The sequence below is a fragment of the Klebsiella sp. CSG-1 genome, from assembly GCF_056521145.1.
The window spans coordinates 327,332-343,688 of record NZ_JBWNLD010000001.1 but is presented as its reverse complement, the minus strand read 5'-3'; the positions used below and the strand labels follow the sequence as shown (position 1 = coordinate 343,688).

At 54.8% G+C, this 16,357-nt stretch carries 12 protein-coding genes; 5 read left to right on the top strand and 7 right to left on the bottom strand.

Going from position 1 to position 16,357, the window contains the following annotated elements:
• Nucleotides 1-189 precede the first annotated feature (189 nt).
• From AC007G_RS01690 to nagB, 4 genes are all read right to left on the bottom strand, one after another.
• On the bottom strand, nucleotides 190-942 hold the full coding sequence (locus AC007G_RS01690; RefSeq protein WP_015584887.1) for an HAD-IIA family hydrolase: 753 nt from the start codon (nucleotides 940-942) through the stop codon (nucleotides 190-192).
• A 45-nt stretch (nucleotides 943-987) separates the two neighbouring features.
• Nucleotides 988-2,208: a DNA-binding transcriptional regulator NagC gene (gene nagC / locus AC007G_RS01685; RefSeq protein ID WP_142630161.1), complete on the bottom strand. Its 1,221-nt coding sequence runs from the start codon at nucleotides 2,206-2,208 to the stop codon at nucleotides 988-990.
• Between the two features lie 7 nt (nucleotides 2,209-2,215).
• Complete coding sequence (gene nagA / locus AC007G_RS01680; RefSeq protein WP_032688842.1) at nucleotides 2,216-3,364, bottom strand: N-acetylglucosamine-6-phosphate deacetylase; 1,149 nt, start codon at nucleotides 3,362-3,364, stop codon at nucleotides 2,216-2,218.
• Between the two features lie 128 nt (nucleotides 3,365-3,492).
• Entirely contained in the window at nucleotides 3,493-4,293 is an 801-nt protein-coding gene (gene nagB / locus AC007G_RS01675; RefSeq protein ID WP_004859594.1) for a glucosamine-6-phosphate deaminase, read from the bottom strand.
• A gap of 313 nt (nucleotides 4,294-4,606) precedes the next feature.
• Here nagB and nagE point away from each other — a divergent pair, with 313 nt between their 5' ends.
• The 4 genes from nagE (at nucleotide 4,607) to AC007G_RS01655 (ending at nucleotide 10,712) form a co-directional block, all read left to right on the top strand.
• The gene (gene nagE, locus AC007G_RS01670) at nucleotides 4,607-6,628 is read left to right on the top strand and encodes an N-acetylglucosamine-specific PTS transporter subunit IIBC (protein WP_032696394.1); all 2,022 of its coding nucleotides are present in this window, start codon (nucleotides 4,607-4,609) and stop codon (nucleotides 6,626-6,628) included.
• A 178-nt stretch (nucleotides 6,629-6,806) separates the two neighbouring features.
• A complete protein-coding gene (gene glnS / locus AC007G_RS01665; protein WP_032688838.1) occupies nucleotides 6,807-8,474 on the top strand; it encodes a glutamine--tRNA ligase in 1,668 nt (555 codons plus the stop codon).
• A gap of 454 nt (nucleotides 8,475-8,928) precedes the next feature.
• Entirely contained in the window at nucleotides 8,929-10,332 is a 1,404-nt protein-coding gene (gene chiP / locus AC007G_RS01660) for a chitoporin ChiP (protein ID WP_032688837.1), read from the top strand.
• Between the two features lie 47 nt (nucleotides 10,333-10,379).
• Nucleotides 10,380-10,712 (top strand): ChiQ/YbfN family lipoprotein, encoded by a 333-nt coding sequence (locus AC007G_RS01655; RefSeq protein WP_032688836.1) that lies wholly within the window; start codon nucleotides 10,380-10,382, stop codon nucleotides 10,710-10,712.
• Nucleotides 10,713-10,787: 75 nt separating this feature from the next.
• On the opposite strand, the gene AC007G_RS01650 is transcribed toward AC007G_RS01655, so the two are convergent.
• The 3 genes from AC007G_RS01650 to AC007G_RS01640 all read right to left on the bottom strand — a co-directional run bounded on the left by AC007G_RS01650 (nucleotide 10,788) and on the right by AC007G_RS01640 (nucleotide 14,574).
• Nucleotides 10,788-11,597 carry an SDR family oxidoreductase gene (locus AC007G_RS01650; protein ID WP_032696392.1) on the bottom strand — a complete coding sequence of 270 codons (810 nt, stop codon included), beginning with the start codon at nucleotides 11,595-11,597 and terminating at the stop codon, nucleotides 10,788-10,790.
• A 34-nt stretch (nucleotides 11,598-11,631) separates the two neighbouring features.
• The gene (gene iolD, locus AC007G_RS01645; RefSeq protein ID WP_479466529.1) at nucleotides 11,632-13,476 is read right to left on the bottom strand and encodes a 3D-(3,5/4)-trihydroxycyclohexane-1,2-dione acylhydrolase (decyclizing); all 1,845 of its coding nucleotides are present in this window, start codon (nucleotides 13,474-13,476) and stop codon (nucleotides 11,632-11,634) included.
• 159 nt (nucleotides 13,477-13,635) lie between these two features.
• Nucleotides 13,636-14,574 carry a MurR/RpiR family transcriptional regulator gene (locus tag AC007G_RS01640; protein WP_050461029.1) on the bottom strand — a complete coding sequence of 313 codons (939 nt, stop codon included), beginning with the start codon at nucleotides 14,572-14,574 and terminating at the stop codon, nucleotides 13,636-13,638.
• A gap of 335 nt (nucleotides 14,575-14,909) precedes the next feature.
• Here AC007G_RS01640 and AC007G_RS01635 point away from each other — a divergent pair, with 335 nt between their 5' ends.
• Complete coding sequence (locus AC007G_RS01635) at nucleotides 14,910-16,352, top strand: NAD-dependent succinate-semialdehyde dehydrogenase (protein WP_227520732.1); 1,443 nt, start codon at nucleotides 14,910-14,912, stop codon at nucleotides 16,350-16,352.
• Nucleotides 16,353-16,357 lie beyond the last annotated feature (5 nt).

Below are 16,357 nucleotides of genomic sequence, written 5' to 3'. Positions count from 1 at the left end.
GGAGAGGGAGGCGCAAGAGATTTACGGTCAGTAAAAGAAAAAACGCAATGGCGATTGCTGAATATTAAAAAAAGAACATGTTTTGAGCATCTTTATTGATGAATATGCAGTGACATGGCGTTTTTATTAGATGTGTTTGTTTTTTGAAGTGCGATAAATGAAAAACCACGTCCTGGGACGTGGTTTTGTTCAGAAAATATCAATTTCGGCAACGGACGGATAGATCCACGAAGGGCGGAACGGCAGGCTGTCGATATCGTCGAGCGTCGACACGCCGGAGAGAACCAAAATGGTTTCCAGACCGGCCTGGAAACCGGCCAGGATATCGGTACGCAGGTTGTCGCCGACGATAACCGTCTGCTCGGAGTGCGCCTGCATCTTATTCAGCGCAGAACGGATAATCCACGGGCTGGGTTTTCCCACGTAGAACGGCTTGCGGCCGGAGATCTTCTCAATTCCGGCACAGAGAGCGCCGCAGGCCGGATAGAAGCCGCGGCCGTGAGTATCCGGGTTGGTGGCAATGAAGCGCGCGCCGTTGGCGACAAAGAAGGCCGCTTTATGCATCATCTCCCAGTTAAAGGAGCGGGTTTCACCGACGATAACAAAATCCGGGTTGACGTCGGTAATGGTAAAGCCGGCTTTATAAAGCTCGTGAATCAGCGCGCCTTCCCCGACCACGTAGGCTTTCTTGCCTTCCTGGCGGCGCAGGAAATCAGCGGTGGCCATCGCGGAGGTATAAAAGGCGCTATCCGGCACGTCGATCCCGGCGGTCGCAAAGCGGTTTGCCAGGTCCTGCCCGGTCTGGGAAGGGTAGTTGGTCAACATCACCAACGGCATATCTTTCTCAAGAATGCGTTTGATAAATTCAGCAGCGCCCGGCACGGCCACATTGTCGTGCATCAGCACGCCGTCAATATCACAGATTACGTTTTGAATGGTCATGGACAGTCCGACATCGTTGAAGAAAGGCGAAACTATATAGCCGCGTTAGCTTTCCAGCAAACGCTGGAGCAGTATACCGTTGAGCATGGCGCGTTTCACCAGCGCAAAAGCGCCGATTGCGGAGCGGTGATCTAACGTGGAGCGAACGACCGGCAGATTCTTGCGAAACGCCTTCAGTGCCTGAGCGTTAATGCAGCCTTCAATCGCCGGTAACAGCACCTTCTCTGCTTCGACAATTTCGCCGGCGATCACCACTTTTTGTGGATTAAACAGGTTAATGGCGATAGCAATGGTTTTACCCAGGTGACGTCCCACATATTCGATGGCCTCGCAGGCCAGGGTGTCGCCTTTGTTAGCGGCTTTGCAGATAGCTTTGATCGTGCACTCATCCGCAGTCAGTTTACTCTGGTAGCCCTGTTCAAGAAGGTGGCGCACGCGTTGTTCGATGGCGGCGTTCGCCGCGACGGTCTCCAGGCAGCCAAAATTCCCGCAGTGACAGCGTTCGCCCAGCGGATCGACCTGAATATGACCTATCTCACCGACGTTGCCGTTACGACCGATAAAAATGCGTCCGTTGGAGATGATTCCCGCGCCGGTACCGCGATGGACGCGCACCAGAATAGAGTCTTCGCAATCCTGACTTGCACCAAAATAGTGCTCTGCCAGCGCAAGGCTGCGAATATCGTGGCCAACAAAGCAGGTGACTTTAAAGCGTTTTTCCAACGCTTCAACCAGCCCCCAGTTCTCGACCTGAATATGCGGCATATAGCGAATCACACCGCTTTCCGGGTCAACGAGTCCGGGTAAGATCACGGAGATGGCGATAAGTTCGCGGATCTTGCGCTGGCAGCGTTCAGTAAAGGCCGCAATGATATTCAGCAGCGCATGTTCCAGCGTCTCCTGGGTACGTTCCGGCAGCGGAAAATGTTCTTCTTCCAGCGTCTTGCTGCTTAAATCATACAGGGTCAGGGTCGCGTCATAGCGACCAAGGCGCACGCCGATAGCATGGAAGTTGCGGGTTTCCGCAATAATAGAGATGGCGCGGCGGCCCCCGGTGGAGGCCTGCTGATCGACTTCTTTGATCAGCCCGCGTTCAATCAGTTGACGCGTGATTTTAGTCACGCTGGCAGGGGCAAGCTGGCTTTGTTCCGCGATCTGAATGCGCGAAATGGGGCCGTGCTGGTCAATGAGCCGATACACGGCCGCGCTGTTCAGCTGTTTTACGAGATCAACGTTACCAATTTGAGCATGTCCGCCTGCTGTCATTCTTTACTTACTCAGTGACGACCTCGTTACCATTAACGATGGTCTTGATGATTTTATAATCGCGGGTAAAGGCGGTCAGGTTAGCGACCATTCCCGGTGCGATGCTGCCGAGCTGTTTCTCTACGCCAATGGCGCGCGCGGGGTAGAGGGTTGCCATACGCAACACTTCGTCCAGTGCGATACCGCAATGCTCGACGAGATTGCGAACGCCTTCAATCATGGTCAGCGAAGAACCGCTGAGGGTACCATTTTCATCCACGCACAGCCCGTTACGGTAGTATATTGTTTTACCAGCAAAAATGAACTGGTCAATATGCGCGCCAGCCGGGGCGGTTGCGTCAGTGACGAGGCACAGCTTGTCGCCTTTCAGGCGTTTTGCATTCCGCACGTTAGCATAATCGACATGCATACCGTCGACGATAATACCGCAGTAAACGTCCGGTTCGTCGAAAATCGCGCCAGCCAGGCCCGGTTCACGCCCGGTGATGTACGGCATGGCGTTGTACAGATGGGTGGCGAAGGTAATGCCCGCGCGAAAACCGATTTTCGCTTCTTTCAGCGTGGCATTGGAGTGGCCTGCGGAAACCACGATCCCGGCAGCCACCAGTTTACGAATCACTTCGGTACTGACGCGCTCAGGGGCGAGAGTCACTTTGGTTATTACATCCGCGTTTTCACACAGGAAATCGACCAGCGCAGCGTCCGGCTTACGCACGTAGTCCGGGTTGTGCGTGCCTTTTTTCACGATGTTCAGCCACGGGCCTTCAAGGTGCAGACCCAGCGCCTGGTTGGGATGTTTTTGCAGGTACTCGCGCATGACGCGCACGCCCTGTTTCATCAAATCATCGCTGGAGGTAATCAGCGTCGGCAGATAGCTGGTGCAGCCGGAACGTTCGTTGGCCTTCTGCATAATTTCCAGCGTTTCGACGGTAACTGCGTCAGGGCTGTCGTTAAACTGCACGCCGCCACAACCGTTCAGCTGGACGTCGATAAAACCGGGGGCCAGAATGGCGCCATTGACCGAGCGTTGCTCAATCTCAGACGGTAAATCAGCCAGTGAACAGATACGTTCGATAAGGCCATCAGCGATGATAATCGCATGGTCATCCAGAATTTCATGACCGGTATAAATCCGGCCTTGGGTTAATGCATACATTACGACCCCCGGTTCACACGCGCTCTGCTGCAGGCTGGCTTCTGTATGGTTGCTCTGATGCCGCCTGGCGGAGCTGGTGTAGCAAAAAAATGAAATGTCCTGCGGACAGGCCGCAGGACGAGACTACCTTACAGCCCTTTGACGTTTTCGGCTTCTAATTCATTGAAGTATTTCAACGTCTTCACTTTCAGCTCCATGGTGGACGGCTCGTCGCAGACGATCACCGCTTTCGGGTGCAGCTGCAGACAGGTAATGGTCCACATATGGTTGACGTTGCCTTCAACCGCTGCCTGCAGCGCCAGCGCTTTCTGGTGACCCAGTACCAGAATCATCACTTCTTCCGCATCCAGCAGGGTGCCCACACCCACGGTCAGCGCATATTTCGGCACCAGATCCACGTCGCCGTCGAAGAAACGGGAGTTTGCCACGCGGGTTTCATGGGTCAGGGTTTTAATACGGGTACGGGAGGCCAGTGAAGAGGCCGGTTCGTTGAAGGCGATATGCCCGTCGTTGCCAACGCCGCCCATAAACAGGTTGATTTTGCCGTAGGAGCGGATTTTTTCTTCATAACGGCGGCACTCTGCATCGATATCTGGCGCATTGCCGTTCAGCAGGTTAATGTTTTCCGCCGGAATATCAACGTGATCAAAGAAATTACGATGCATGAAGCTATGATAGCTTTCCGGATGCTCTTTCGGCAGACCGACATATTCGTCCATGTTGAAGGTCACAACATGTTTAAAGCTAACCTGGCCTGATTTGTGCATTTCAACCAGCGCTTTGTAAGCGGTCAGAGGCGTACCACCGGTAGGCAGACCCAGGACAAACGGACGGTCCGCCGTCGGTTTGAACGCGTTAATGCGGTTAACGATGTGGCGAGCGGCCCATTTGCCGACTTGTTCAGCGGTTACCAGGGGGATCAGTCTCATTCTTCACCTCTATAGTTAAATTAGAACCTGGCGGATTGGCGCCGGCATACTATTAAGAGTATTACAGTCACTACGACGAGCGGGGTCAATCCGTGTTGATTTTTTGAATGATAAAATAAGTTTTCGATGTTAGCCAGTCGCAGGGAGGGGTTAATACGATATTTGGTGATTATAGTCACAAAAAATACGCATTTAATTTGCGATACGAATTAATTTTCCACACACTTTGCAAGTAAGTTAAAAAACCAACCTGGTTACACAATAAAAAAGTGGCTTTGAATGAGCCTTATCGGGGTCTCATAGGGGGAATAAAGTGAGTATTCTAGGTTATCTACAAAAGGTTGGCCGCGCGCTTATGGTGCCGGTCGCCACGCTGCCGGCGGCAGCGATATTAATGGGTGTCGGTTACTGGATTGACCCGGTAGGCTGGGGTGGAGACAACGCGCTGGCGGCGTTCTTCATTAAATCCGGTTCCGCGATCATCGACAACATGTCCGTACTATTTGCCATTGGTGTGGCTTATGGTATGTCCAAAGATAAAGACGGCGCTGCGGCGCTTACCGGTTTTGTGGGCTTCCTCGTGTTGACCACGCTCTGCTCTCCGGCTGCGGTTTCCATGATCCAGAAGATTCCGGCGGATCAGGTTCCGGCTGCATTCGGGAAAATCAGCAACCAGTTCGTGGGGATCCTCGTAGGGATCATTTCCGCGGAGCTGTATAACCGCTTTAGCAGCGTTGAACTGCCGAAAGCGCTCTCCTTCTTCAGCGGCCGCCGACTGGTGCCGATCCTCACCTCTTTTGTGATGATTGTTGTCGCGTTCATCATGATGTACATCTGGCCGGTTATCTTCGACGGTCTGGTGAACTTCGGTGAGCATATCCAGAAACTGGGTTCCGTCGGTGCGGGCGTGTATGCGTTCTTCAACCGTCTGCTCATTCCGGTCGGTCTGCACCACGCGCTGAACTCCGTGTTCTGGTTTGACGTTGCCGGTATTAACGATATCCCTAACTTCCTCGGCGGCGCTCAGTCCATCGAAGCAGGTAAAGCGGTTGTGGGAATCACCGGTCGTTACCAGGCGGGCTTCTTCCCGATCATGATGTTTGGTTTACCGGGTGCGGCGCTGGCTATCTACCACTGCGCGCGTCCTGAGAACAAGGCAAAAGTGCTGGGTATTATGATGGCGGGCGCCTTTGCCGCCTTCTTTACCGGGATCACTGAACCGCTGGAGTTCTCCTTCATGTTCGTGGCGCCGGTGCTGTATGTCATTCACGCCGTGCTGACCGGTATCTCCGTGTTCATCGCTGCCAGCATGCACTGGATTGCCGGTTTCGGCTTCAGCGCCGGTCTGGTGGATATGGTGCTGTCGTCCCGTAACCCGCTGGCGGTCCACTGGTGGATGCTGATCCCGCAGGGTCTGGTCTTCTTTGTTATTTACTACGTGGTCTTCCGCTTCACCATCACCAAATTCAACCTGATGACCCCGGGTCGCGAACTGGCCGTTGCCGGTAGCGAAGCGGATGGCCAGGATGTGAATGTCAGCAGCGGCAGCGAGCAGGATGTTGCAGGGCTGGCACGTCAGTACATCGCTGCAGTCGGCGGTTCTGACAACCTGACCGGTATCGATGCGTGCATCACCCGTTTGCGTCTGAACGTTAAGGACTCTTCACTGGTGAACGAAGCGCTGGCGAAACGTCTGGGCGCGTCTGGCGTTATTCGCCTGAACAAAACCAGCGTACAGATCATTGTCGGCTTCGTGGCGGAAAAAATCGCTAACGCGATGAAAACGACGGGACCCGTGGCGGCGGCAGAAGCCAACGCGGCACCGGCCGCGGCCGCTCCGACTGCAAAACCGCAGGCCGTGGCTAACGCCAAAACCATCGCCGCGCTGGTATCGCCGATTACCGGTGATATCGTTGCGCTGGAGCAGGTGCCTGATGAAGCCTTCGCCAGCAAAGCGGTCGGCGATGGTGTGGCGGTGAAACCGACCGACAAAACCGTCGTGGCTCCGGCTGCCGGTACTGTCGTGAAGATCTTCAACACCAACCACGCGTTCTGTCTGGAAACGGAAAATGGCGCGGAAATCGTCGTCCATATGGGCATCGATACCGTGGCGCTGAACGGCCAGGGCTTCAAACGTCTGGTTGAAGAAGGCGCGGAAGTGCAGGCTGGCCAGCCGATTCTGGAAATGGATCTGGACTTCCTGAATGCCAATGCCCGTTCCATGATCAGCCCGGTCGTGTGCAGCAACAGCGACGATTACAGTGCGCTGGTGATTCTGGCAACCGGTAAGGTTGTGGCAGGTCAGACGCCGCTGTATGAGATTAAAGGCAAGTAAGGCTCCTGAGTAGCGTTTATGCCTGAGCGGCGGGGGGAAACCTCCGCCGCTTTTTTTTCGCCCATCTGACCCCATAATCTTCTTCAGATACGTATTTTCAGTAACTAATAGTTGTCTCTACGCCCCGCTTGTAAGATCATGTGCCGTTATACGTTGTTTACGCTTTGAGGAACCCACGATGAGTGAGGCAGAAGCCCGCCCGACTAACTTTATTCGTCAGATCATCGATGAAGATCTGGCTACTGGTAAGCACACCACCGTTCATACTCGTTTCCCGCCGGAACCGAACGGTTATCTGCACATTGGCCATGCGAAGTCTATTTGCCTGAACTTTGGTATTGCTCAGGATTATCAAGGCCAATGCAACCTGCGTTTCGATGACACCAACCCGGTGAAAGAAGATATCGAATACGTGGAGTCGATTAAAAACGACGTGCAGTGGTTAGGTTTCCACTGGTCCGGGGATGTTTGCTACTCGTCTGATTATTTTGACCAGCTGCACCAGTATGCCGTTGAGCTGATTAACAAAGGCCTGGCCTATGTTGACGAACTGTCGGCGGATGAAATTCGCGAATATCGCGGTTCGCTGAAAGCGCCGGGTAAAAACAGCCCGTATCGCGATCGCAGCGTGGAAGAGAACCTGGCGCTGTTTGAAAAAATGCGTGCCGGTGGTTTTGAAGAGGGGAAGGCCTGCCTGCGTGCGAAAATCGATATGGCCTCGCCGTTTATCGTCATGCGCGATCCGGTACTGTACCGCATTAAATTTGCCGATCATCATCAGACCGGCAGCAAGTGGTGCATCTATCCGATGTACGACTTCACGCACTGCATTAGCGATGCGCTGGAAGGCATTACGCACTCCCTGTGTACCCTGGAGTTCCAGGACAACCGTCGCCTGTATGACTGGGTACTGGACAACATCAGCATCCCGGTTCACCCGCGTCAGTACGAATTCTCGCGTCTGAATCTCGAATATACCGTGATGTCCAAGCGTAAGCTGAACCAGCTGGTTACCGAGAAGCACGTAGAAGGCTGGGATGACCCGCGTATGCCGACCATTTCCGGTCTGCGTCGTCGCGGCTATACCGCCAGTTCTATTCGTGAATTCTGCAAGCGCATTGGCGTGACCAAGCAGGACAACACCATTGAGATGGCGTCGCTGGAATCCTGCATCCGCGAAGATCTCAACGAAAACGCTCCGCGCGCCATGGCCGTTATCGACCCGGTTAAGCTGGTCATCGAAAACTACCCGCAGGATGCAAGCGAGATGGTGACGATGCCGAATCATCCGAATAAACCGGAGATGGGCAGCCGTGAAGTTCCGTTCAGCGCGGAGATCTGGATCGACCGTGCCGACTTCCGTGAAGAAGCGAATAAGCAGTACAAGCGTCTGGTGCTGGGTAAAGAAGTTCGCCTGCGTAATGCCTACGTGATCAAGGCCGAGCGCGTAGAGAAGGATGAAGAGGGCACGATCACCACCATCTTCTGTACCTATGACGCCGATACGCTGAGCAAAGATCCTGCCGATGGTCGCAAGGTGAAGGGCGTTATCCATTGGGTCAGCGCGGCGCACGCGCTGCCGGTGGAAATCCGTCTGTACGATCGCCTGTTCAGCGTGCCGAATCCAGGGGCGGAAGAAGACTTCCTGACGGTGATGAACCCTGAATCGTTGGTGATCAAGCAGGGCTTCGCTGAGCCGAGCCTGGCCGCTGCGGAAGCCAGCAAAGCCTATCAGTTTGAGCGTGAAGGCTATTTCTGTCTCGATAGCCGCTATGCAACCGCAACGCATCTGGTGTTTAACCGCACCGTTGGTCTGCGTGATACCTGGGCTAAAGTCGGCGAGTAAATTTTTCGTCGCGGCCTGGCCGTCGTCTCTGTGTAAAAACGCCGCATGTAGCGGCGTTTTTTTTTATTTTGGAATCAGTGAATTAAGTTCGTTATTTTCGCGATGCGAATTAATCTTGTTTGCTGTTTGTCATATCTGCCAGACCTGCCACTCCTCCCGCCGGTACCTAAAACGGCTGTAAGCGCTTTCATTCGTTATTTTCTTTCGATTTAGTAATTACTTACGCGTAAAAAGTATGAGACCTGATATTGTTACAAAAAGAAATAGAATATGTGCGCTTTGTCATAATCTTAAGCTTTGATCGGCGAAAGAGATTGATAATTCGCGTCACGAAAAATAGTCTATCAGCAGTGGTTACGCGGCTTTTACCGCTCCACCTTTTTAGCAGTCTTATTTATTTTTTCGCGGCTTGCCTTTGGCTCCGCGTTTTTAAAACGTCAAAGAGGATATGCACATGCGTACGTTTAGTGGCAAACGTAGTACGCTGGCGCTGGCTATTGCCGCCGTCACCGCGATGTCGGGCTGGATCGTTGTTCCGCAGGCCAGCGCAGCAGGTTTTATTGATGATTCCACCTTAACCGGCGGCATTTACTACTGGCAGCGTGAGCGCGACCGGAAAGATGTGACCGACGGCGATAAATACAAAACCAACCTTTCCCATTCGACCTGGAACGCCAATCTGGATTTCCAGTCCGGCTATGCCGCTGATATGTTTGGTATTGACGTGGCTGCCTTCACCGCAATTGAAATGGCGGAAAGCAGCGAAAGCGGTCACCCGAACGAAATTGCCTTCTCCTCAAAAAATAAAGCCTACGACGAAGATTACTCTGGCGATAAGAGCGGGATCAGCCTGTATAAAGCTGCGGCGAAATTTAAATATGGCCCGGTATGGGCTCGCGGCGGTTATATCCAGCCAACCGGGCAAACGCTGCTGGCTCCGCACTGGAGCTTTATGCCGGGTACTTACCAGGGTGCTGAAGCCGGCGCCAATTTTGATTATGGCGATGCCGGCGCGCTGAGTTTCTCCTATATGTGGACGAACGAATACAAAGCGCCATGGCACATTGAGATGGATAAGTTCTACCAGAACGACAAGAAAACCAAAGTCGATTATCTGCACTCACTGGGTGCCAAATACGATTTTAAAAATGACCTCGTGCTGGAAGCGGCGTTTGGTCAGGCTGAAGGCTATATCGACCAGTATTTTGCCAAAGCCAGCTATAAATTTGATATTGCCGGAACGCCGTTAAATACCAGCTACCAGTTCTACGGCACCCGCGACAAAGTCAGTAACGGCGGTACGAACGATATCTACGACGGTACCGCCTGGCTGCAGGCGCTGACCTTTGGCTACAAGGTTGCTGATGTCCTCGATCTGCGTCTGGAAGGCACCTGGGTGAAAGCTGAAGGCCAGCAGGGCTACTTCCTGCAGCGTATGACTCCGACCTATGCTTCCTCCAACGGTCGTCTTGATATCTGGTGGGATAACCGCTCTGACTTCAACGCCAACGGTGAAAAAGCGGTGTTCTTCGGTGCGATGTATGACATGAAGAACTGGAATATGCCGGGCTGGGCGTTCGGCGCGTCATACGTGTACGCGTGGGATGCTAAACCGGGCAAAATGTCCACGCCGGACGCTTACTACAACCCGGACAAACGTCTGGAAGAGTCCGCCTATAGCCTCGATGCCATGTACACCGTCCAGGACGGCCGCGCGAAAGGGACGTTGTTCAAACTGCACTTTACCCAATACGACAACCACTCCGATATCCCGAGCTGGAGCGGTGGCTATGGCAACATCTTCCAGGACGAGCGTGACGTGAAGTTCATGGTTATTGCCCCGTTCACTATTTTCTGATGCCGCAGCGGCAGGCGTAAACCTGCCGCAAGCCTGAGAGGTCGAATATGAAGAAGCTATTACTCATCGCGGTTATGGCATCGGGCCTGGTAGCCTGCACGCAGTCCCCCGCACCGAAGGAAGATACGAAGTTAAAAGATGCTTATAGCGCCTGTATCAATACGGCGGAAGGGAACCCGGACAAAGTGGAGGCCTGCCAGAGCGTGCTGGACGTGCTGAAAGAAGAGAAACAGCATCAAGCGTTTGCCAACCAGGAAAGCGTGCGCGTTCTGGATTACCAACAATGTATTCAGGCGACCCGTACCGGCAATGACCAGGCGGTGAAAGCACGTTGCGATCGCATCTGGAAAGAGATTCGCAGCAACAATACGCAGCCCTGATCGCAGGCGCCAGACATCGTCAATAAAAACGCCTGATGGTTAACATCAGGCGTTTTTCATGGCGCGCGATCCTGTTTACAGCGGCGCGACCGGAGCAGGGGACTGATCGTAACCGCCCCAGACGGACTGATCGAACTCAATCACCGATCCGGTCATTAACCCGGACTCATCGCTGGCGAGGAAGGCGACCGCGCGCGCAACCTCTTCCGGCTGAATCAGACGGCCAAAGGGCTGTGAGGCGGCGGCTTTTTCCAGCCAGTCATCCTGCGCACCGTGATAGGTCTTCATGATGCGGTCTTCACCTTCCGAGGCCATCCAGCCGATATTCAGCCCGTTTACGCGGATCCGGTTGCGTAACAGCGCGTAGGCGGTGTTGCGGGTTAACGTCGCGAGGGCGCCTTTTGATGAGCAATAGGCGGCAATAAACGGCTGGCCGGCCAATGATGACATGGAGCAGATATTGACGATGCTACCGGTAATGTTTTCCCGGCGCATAATTTTGATCGTCTCCTGCATCAGAAAGAACGGGCCGCGTACATTGGTGGCGAAAATGCTGTCAAAGCGCTCCGGCGTGGTATCAAGAATCGATCCCCGGTCGGTCATCCCGCCTGCGTTGACCAACACATCCACCCGCTTGAATAACTCATCTGCTTTGGCGATCACCGTGCGACAATCGTCTACCGAAGAGAGATCGGCACGCACGAACGTCACCTGGGCTGCCGTACGGCTCATAATCTCGTCGGCGACGAGGCGTCCTTTTTCCTGGTTTCGACCACAGATGATGATGCCGCTGGCACCATTTTCGGCCAGCTGACGAGCGATAGCAGCACCCACACCCTGGGTGCCACCGGTGATAACGGCGACTTTGCCGGCGAAATTATTCATGGTTATGCCTCTTTATCTACGTGTTGTGTTGTGGTCAGAAGCCGACACGTTGCTGCTGGCGTCCGGTAAGATGTTCGGTGTAAGCCTGGTTCACGGATTCACGGGCGCTGACTTCCGGCACCCCGACATCCCACCAGGCATCCCCTGGTGTCCAGCTACAGGGATGAGTGGCGATAGAGATGACGGTCGTACGGTCATTTCCTTTCGCCCACTGAATGGCCGCTTCCAGCTCTGTCAGCGTATTAACCTTGCGGGCGCAGGCTCCCATTGATTGCGCGTGAGCGACAAAATCAACATGAAAAGGCTCCTGCACCCGGCAATCTTTCAGCAGGTTATTAAACGACGCGCCGCCCTTGGCGTTTTGCAGGCGGTTGATCACCGCATATCCCCCGTTATCGCAGACGATCAGAATGAATTTATGCCCGGAGAGGACGCTGGAGTAGATATCCGAGTTCATCATCATGTAGGTGCCGTCGCCGATCATCACGATGACATCGCGATCGAGCCCCGCCATTGCGACCCCCCAACCCGCGGAAAGCTCGTAACCCATGCAGGAGAAGCCGAACTCACAGTCGAAGGTACCCGGATTTTTCACCCGCCAGCCTTTGACCAGCTCGCCCGGTAGCCCGCCGGCGGCGCTGATGATGTAGTCTTCCGGCGCCGCCTGCGCATTGACGATACCCACGACCTGGGCGTAGGTCGGGTCACCTTCCGCCGGAGTCGGCTCCTGTTTTTCGGCGATCAGCGCATTCCACTTCACGAAAGCCTGACGTCCTCTCTCCAGCCACGCGGCGTCTGCCCGCCAGTTGCCCAGCGCCGCGTGTAAATCATTGAGCCCTTCGCGAGCGTCGCACACCAGCGGCAGCGACAGGTGCTTATGCGCGTCGAAACGCGCGGCGTTGAGGGTAATAAACTGCGCGTCATGGCTGAATACGGTCCATGAGCCGGTGACAAAATCCATCAGCCGGGTGCCGATAGCGAGGATCACATCGGCATTGGCCGCCAGCTCATTGGCGGAAGTGGAGCCGAGAATGCCAATCGGGCCCATATGCAGCGGATGGTGATGAGTGAAAGTGCCTTTGCCGGCAATGGTTTCCACCACCGGGATCCCATGTTCTGTGGCGAAATTTTCCAGCGCGCTTTCTGCCTGCGAATAACGTACTCCGCCACCGGCGATAATCAACGGACGTTGCGCCCGCAGCAGTCGTTCTGCGGCGAGGGCCAGCTGTACCCGATCGGCCCGTGGGCGCGCCGTCAGATGCACCCGCGGCTGAAAGAAGGCGTCCGGATAGTCATACGCCATCTCCTGCACATCCTGGCAGATACCGATAAACGCCGGACCACAGTCGCCGGGATCGAGCATGGTGGCGACCGCCTGCGGCAGAGAGGAGAGGAGCTGCTCCGGGTAGGTAATGCGATCCCAGTAGCGGCTGACGGCTTTGAACGCGTCGTTAACCGTTTGGGTTGGGTCGTTAAAGTGTTCTATCTGCTGCATCACCGGATCCGGACGACGGCGGGCGAAGCTATCGCCACAGATCATCAGCAGGGGTAAGCGGCTGGTATGGGCGACACCTGCCGCCGTCAACAGGTTAGTCGTGCCCGGTCCGATGGACGCGGTGACTACCATAATCTGCCGCCGAACCATCGCTTTAGCAAAACCGACGGCGGCAAAAGCCATGGACTGTTCATTCTGTCCACGCCAGGTCGGGAGGGTTTCCTGTGCGGCTTCCAGGGCTTCACCTAAGCAGGTGACGTTACCATGACCAAAAATGCCATAGACCCCCGGAAAGAGAGGAACCTGTTTCCCGTCCACCTCTGTAAACTGATTGCTCAGATAACGGACGATTGCCTGAGCCGCCGTACAACGAACAGTAGCCATGCTTTTACTCACTCTAAAAGGGGATGCCGTCTAAGGACATCCTGGTTACGGGTGACAGCTTTTATTGCTTTATGTGCTTGGCTAGCAATAAAAGTTGCAAAAAAAGGCTGTGGTTACCCCTTCCCGGCAGACCGGGAGAGGGGGATATCTCATTCTCCATCAGTCGCGCTGGCGTTTACGTCCCATGCTCGCGTGCTGGGCTTGCTCAGTCAGCGTTTCTAGCCGTGGTTCTGCTTCCTCAGGCGAGAGCGCCGACGCTAATGCCATCGCAATGCTTTGCGCCAGGCACACCGGGGCCGCCAGCGACCGCGAGAAGCTGTACTCTTCTTCGGGGATGGTAAACAGAACCCGGGCATTTTTGGCCAACGGCGAAAGCGGGCTATCGGTCATGGCGATGACAGGGATCTGCCGGATAGCCGCTTCATCGGCGATGGCAATCACCTCTTTGGCGTAATGGCGAAAAGAGATGGCAAGCAGTACGTCGCCTTCACGCATATTGCTGGCTATCTGTTGGGCCAGCCCCCCGGAGGAGTCCAGCAGGCAAACCCGGCGATTCAGCATGGTCAGCAGATAACGCATGAGCTGCGCTACCGGTTCCGAACGTAACTGACCGGCGATAAAAATCGTATCTGCCTCTTTCAACAACCGGGCGGTAACATCCAGGTCCTGCTCGCTGACATTGCTTAATAGCTCCTGCAGGGTGGCGATATCACGGATCACCAGACTTTGCAGAAAACCCAGATTGCCCTGGTGCTGATTTTTTTTCAGGTCGTTTTCCAGCGCGGTAATCCGCTCATTATATCCCGGTGCCGCCGTCGCCAGCCGGGTCTGGAAGACGCTCTGCATCTGTTTAAATCCGCTGTAGCCGAACGCCTGGGCAAAACGGACCAGCACCGAAGGGTGCATACCGCATTTCGCGGCTATGGCGTTAATCGACTCCAGCGCCACGGTATTGGGGTTTTGCGTAATGTAACGCGCGGCCTGTTGAAAGCGCTCCGACAGCTGGGGATAGCGGCGGGTGATTTCATTCACGATCTGCTCATAGTTGCGATGAGGGATCGTGTTATCCGGCAGCTGGTTGTGTTTTTTCTGACTCATTTGATGGTCTTCCTGGACAGTACACCGTTATGCCTGCACGTTACTGCAATAAAAATTGTGAGTAAAAGCTCATCTGCAATTATTTCTATCCGATCGTTCGGCTGCTGGGAAAAAACTTGGATGAAATTTGTGATTGCTATCGTAAAAATAAATTTTCATTTTTATTTATTTTGAAATAAACGTTGCGATTTCGTTTTTTATCTCACTGATTTTTATTGATTAAATACACATCCCCCTCGTTTGTTTTGTCATAAATCCCCTTATTGCAATTTTTGTTGCTTATAACCTATGTTTGCAATTAATGGTGATTTTAAGGCAGGAAAGCAGCCGGAGGCATGACGACAATGTACGACGATTATGGGCAGTTTATTGCGGGAGAGTGGCGTCGGGGGAGCGGTCCGCAATCGATCGCGGTATGCGATCCGGGTAATGGGCAGATTATCGGCCAGATTACGGCGGCGGCAGAAAGCGATACTCAGGATGCGCTGCTTAGTGCCGGGCAGGGACTGGCGCTTTGGCGAGAAACCCTTGCCTGGCAACGTGCCGATATCCTGCAGGCCGTGGCGCGAGAAATGGTGGCGATGGCGCCGGAGGCCGCGCTGACGATCTCCCGGGAAAGCGGTAAACCGTTGGCACAAGCGAAACGTGAGTGGGAGCTGTCGGTCGATCAGTTTGTCTGGTATGCCGAAGAGGCGCGGCGTATCTACGGTCGCATTATTGAAAGCCGCGTACCGGGCGGGCGTCTGGAGGTACACCATGAGCCGGTGGGGATCGTTGCCGCGTTCACCGCCTGGAATTTTCCGGTAGTGCTGGTGGCGCGTAAGCTGGCTCCTGCCCTGGCGGCCGGTTGTGCGGTGGTGCTGCGTCCCTCCAGCGAAGTTCCTGGTTCGGCGATGATGATTTTTGAGTGCTTACGCCGGGCGGGTCTGCCCGCCGGCGTGGCGAATCTGGTGATCGGGCCGACCTCTGCTACCTACGAGCCGCTGGTCAGTTCGCCGCTGGTGAAGAAGATCTCACTCACCGGGTCGACCCGGCTGGGGCAGCAGATGATCCGCGACTCCGCCGCCACAATCAAACGCCTGAGTATGGAGCTGGGGGGGAACGCACCGGTGATCGTCTGGCCGGATGCCGACATCGATAAGGCGCTGGATCTCTCGGTAGCCACCAAATTTGCCAACAGCGGCCAGGTGTGTGTGACCTGCGATCGTTTCTATGTCCATGAGAGCTGCTATGCCGCGTTTGTCGACGGCTTTGCCGCGCGCGCCAGCAGACTGAAGGTCGGCTATGGTCTGGAGCCGGATACGCAAATGGGGCCGTTGATTCATCCCCGCCGTCTGGAGGAGATGGCAAGCATCGTTGAGGATGCCAGGCGTAAAGGCGGCCGGGTGGTGACCGGTGGACGGCGTATCGAGTGCAATGGCGGCTATTTCTTCGAACCGACGGTGATTGCCGACCTGCCGGATGAGGCGCGGGCGCTGGCCGAAGAAAACTTTGGCCCGATTGCCGCCATCACCTCTTTTGGCGATGACGATGATCTGTGGGCACGGGTCAACAATAGCGGCTTTGCGCTTTCCGCCTATGCCTTCACTCGTGACCCGGCCAGGATGCGTGAAACCGTCGCCCGTTTCGAATCCGGTATGGTGGGGATCAACAGCTATGCGCTGGCGGCGGCTGAAGCGCCGTTTGGCGGGATTAAAGCCAGTGGCATGGGGCGGGAAGGGGGAAGCGAAGGTCTCCTCGACTATATGAATGTCAAGCTGGCACAAATTGTGGTGTAAGGAGC

Bases quoted from the DNA above. Each gene is read 5' to 3' on its own strand.
- AC007G_RS01655 (WP_032688836.1), top strand. From the start codon at position 10,380: ATGAAGAAGCTATTACTCATCGCGGTTATGGCATCGGGCCTGGTAGCC.
- AC007G_RS01635 (WP_227520732.1), top strand. From the start codon at position 14,910: ATGACGACAATGTACGACGATTATGGGCAGTTTATTGCGGGAGAGTGG.
- AC007G_RS01650 (WP_032696392.1), bottom strand. From the start codon at position 11,597: ATGAATAATTTCGCCGGCAAAGTCGCCGTTATCACCGGTGGCACCCAG.
- AC007G_RS01640 (WP_050461029.1), bottom strand. From the start codon at position 14,574: ATGAGTCAGAAAAAACACAACCAGCTGCCGGATAACACGATCCCTCAT.
- nagB (WP_004859594.1), bottom strand. From the start codon at position 4,293: ATGAGACTGATCCCCCTGGTAACCGCTGAACAAGTCGGCAAATGGGCC.
- chiP (WP_032688837.1), top strand. From the start codon at position 8,929: ATGCGTACGTTTAGTGGCAAACGTAGTACGCTGGCGCTGGCTATTGCC.
- iolD (WP_479466529.1), bottom strand. From the start codon at position 13,476: ATGGCTACTGTTCGTTGTACGGCGGCTCAGGCAATCGTCCGTTATCTG.
- glnS (WP_032688838.1), top strand. From the start codon at position 6,807: ATGAGTGAGGCAGAAGCCCGCCCGACTAACTTTATTCGTCAGATCATC.
- nagA (WP_032688842.1), bottom strand. From the start codon at position 3,364: ATGTATGCATTAACCCAAGGCCGGATTTATACCGGTCATGAAATTCTG.
- AC007G_RS01690 (WP_015584887.1), bottom strand. From the start codon at position 942: ATGACCATTCAAAACGTAATCTGTGATATTGACGGCGTGCTGATGCAC.
- nagC (WP_142630161.1), bottom strand. From the start codon at position 2,208: ATGACAGCAGGCGGACATGCTCAAATTGGTAACGTTGATCTCGTAAAA.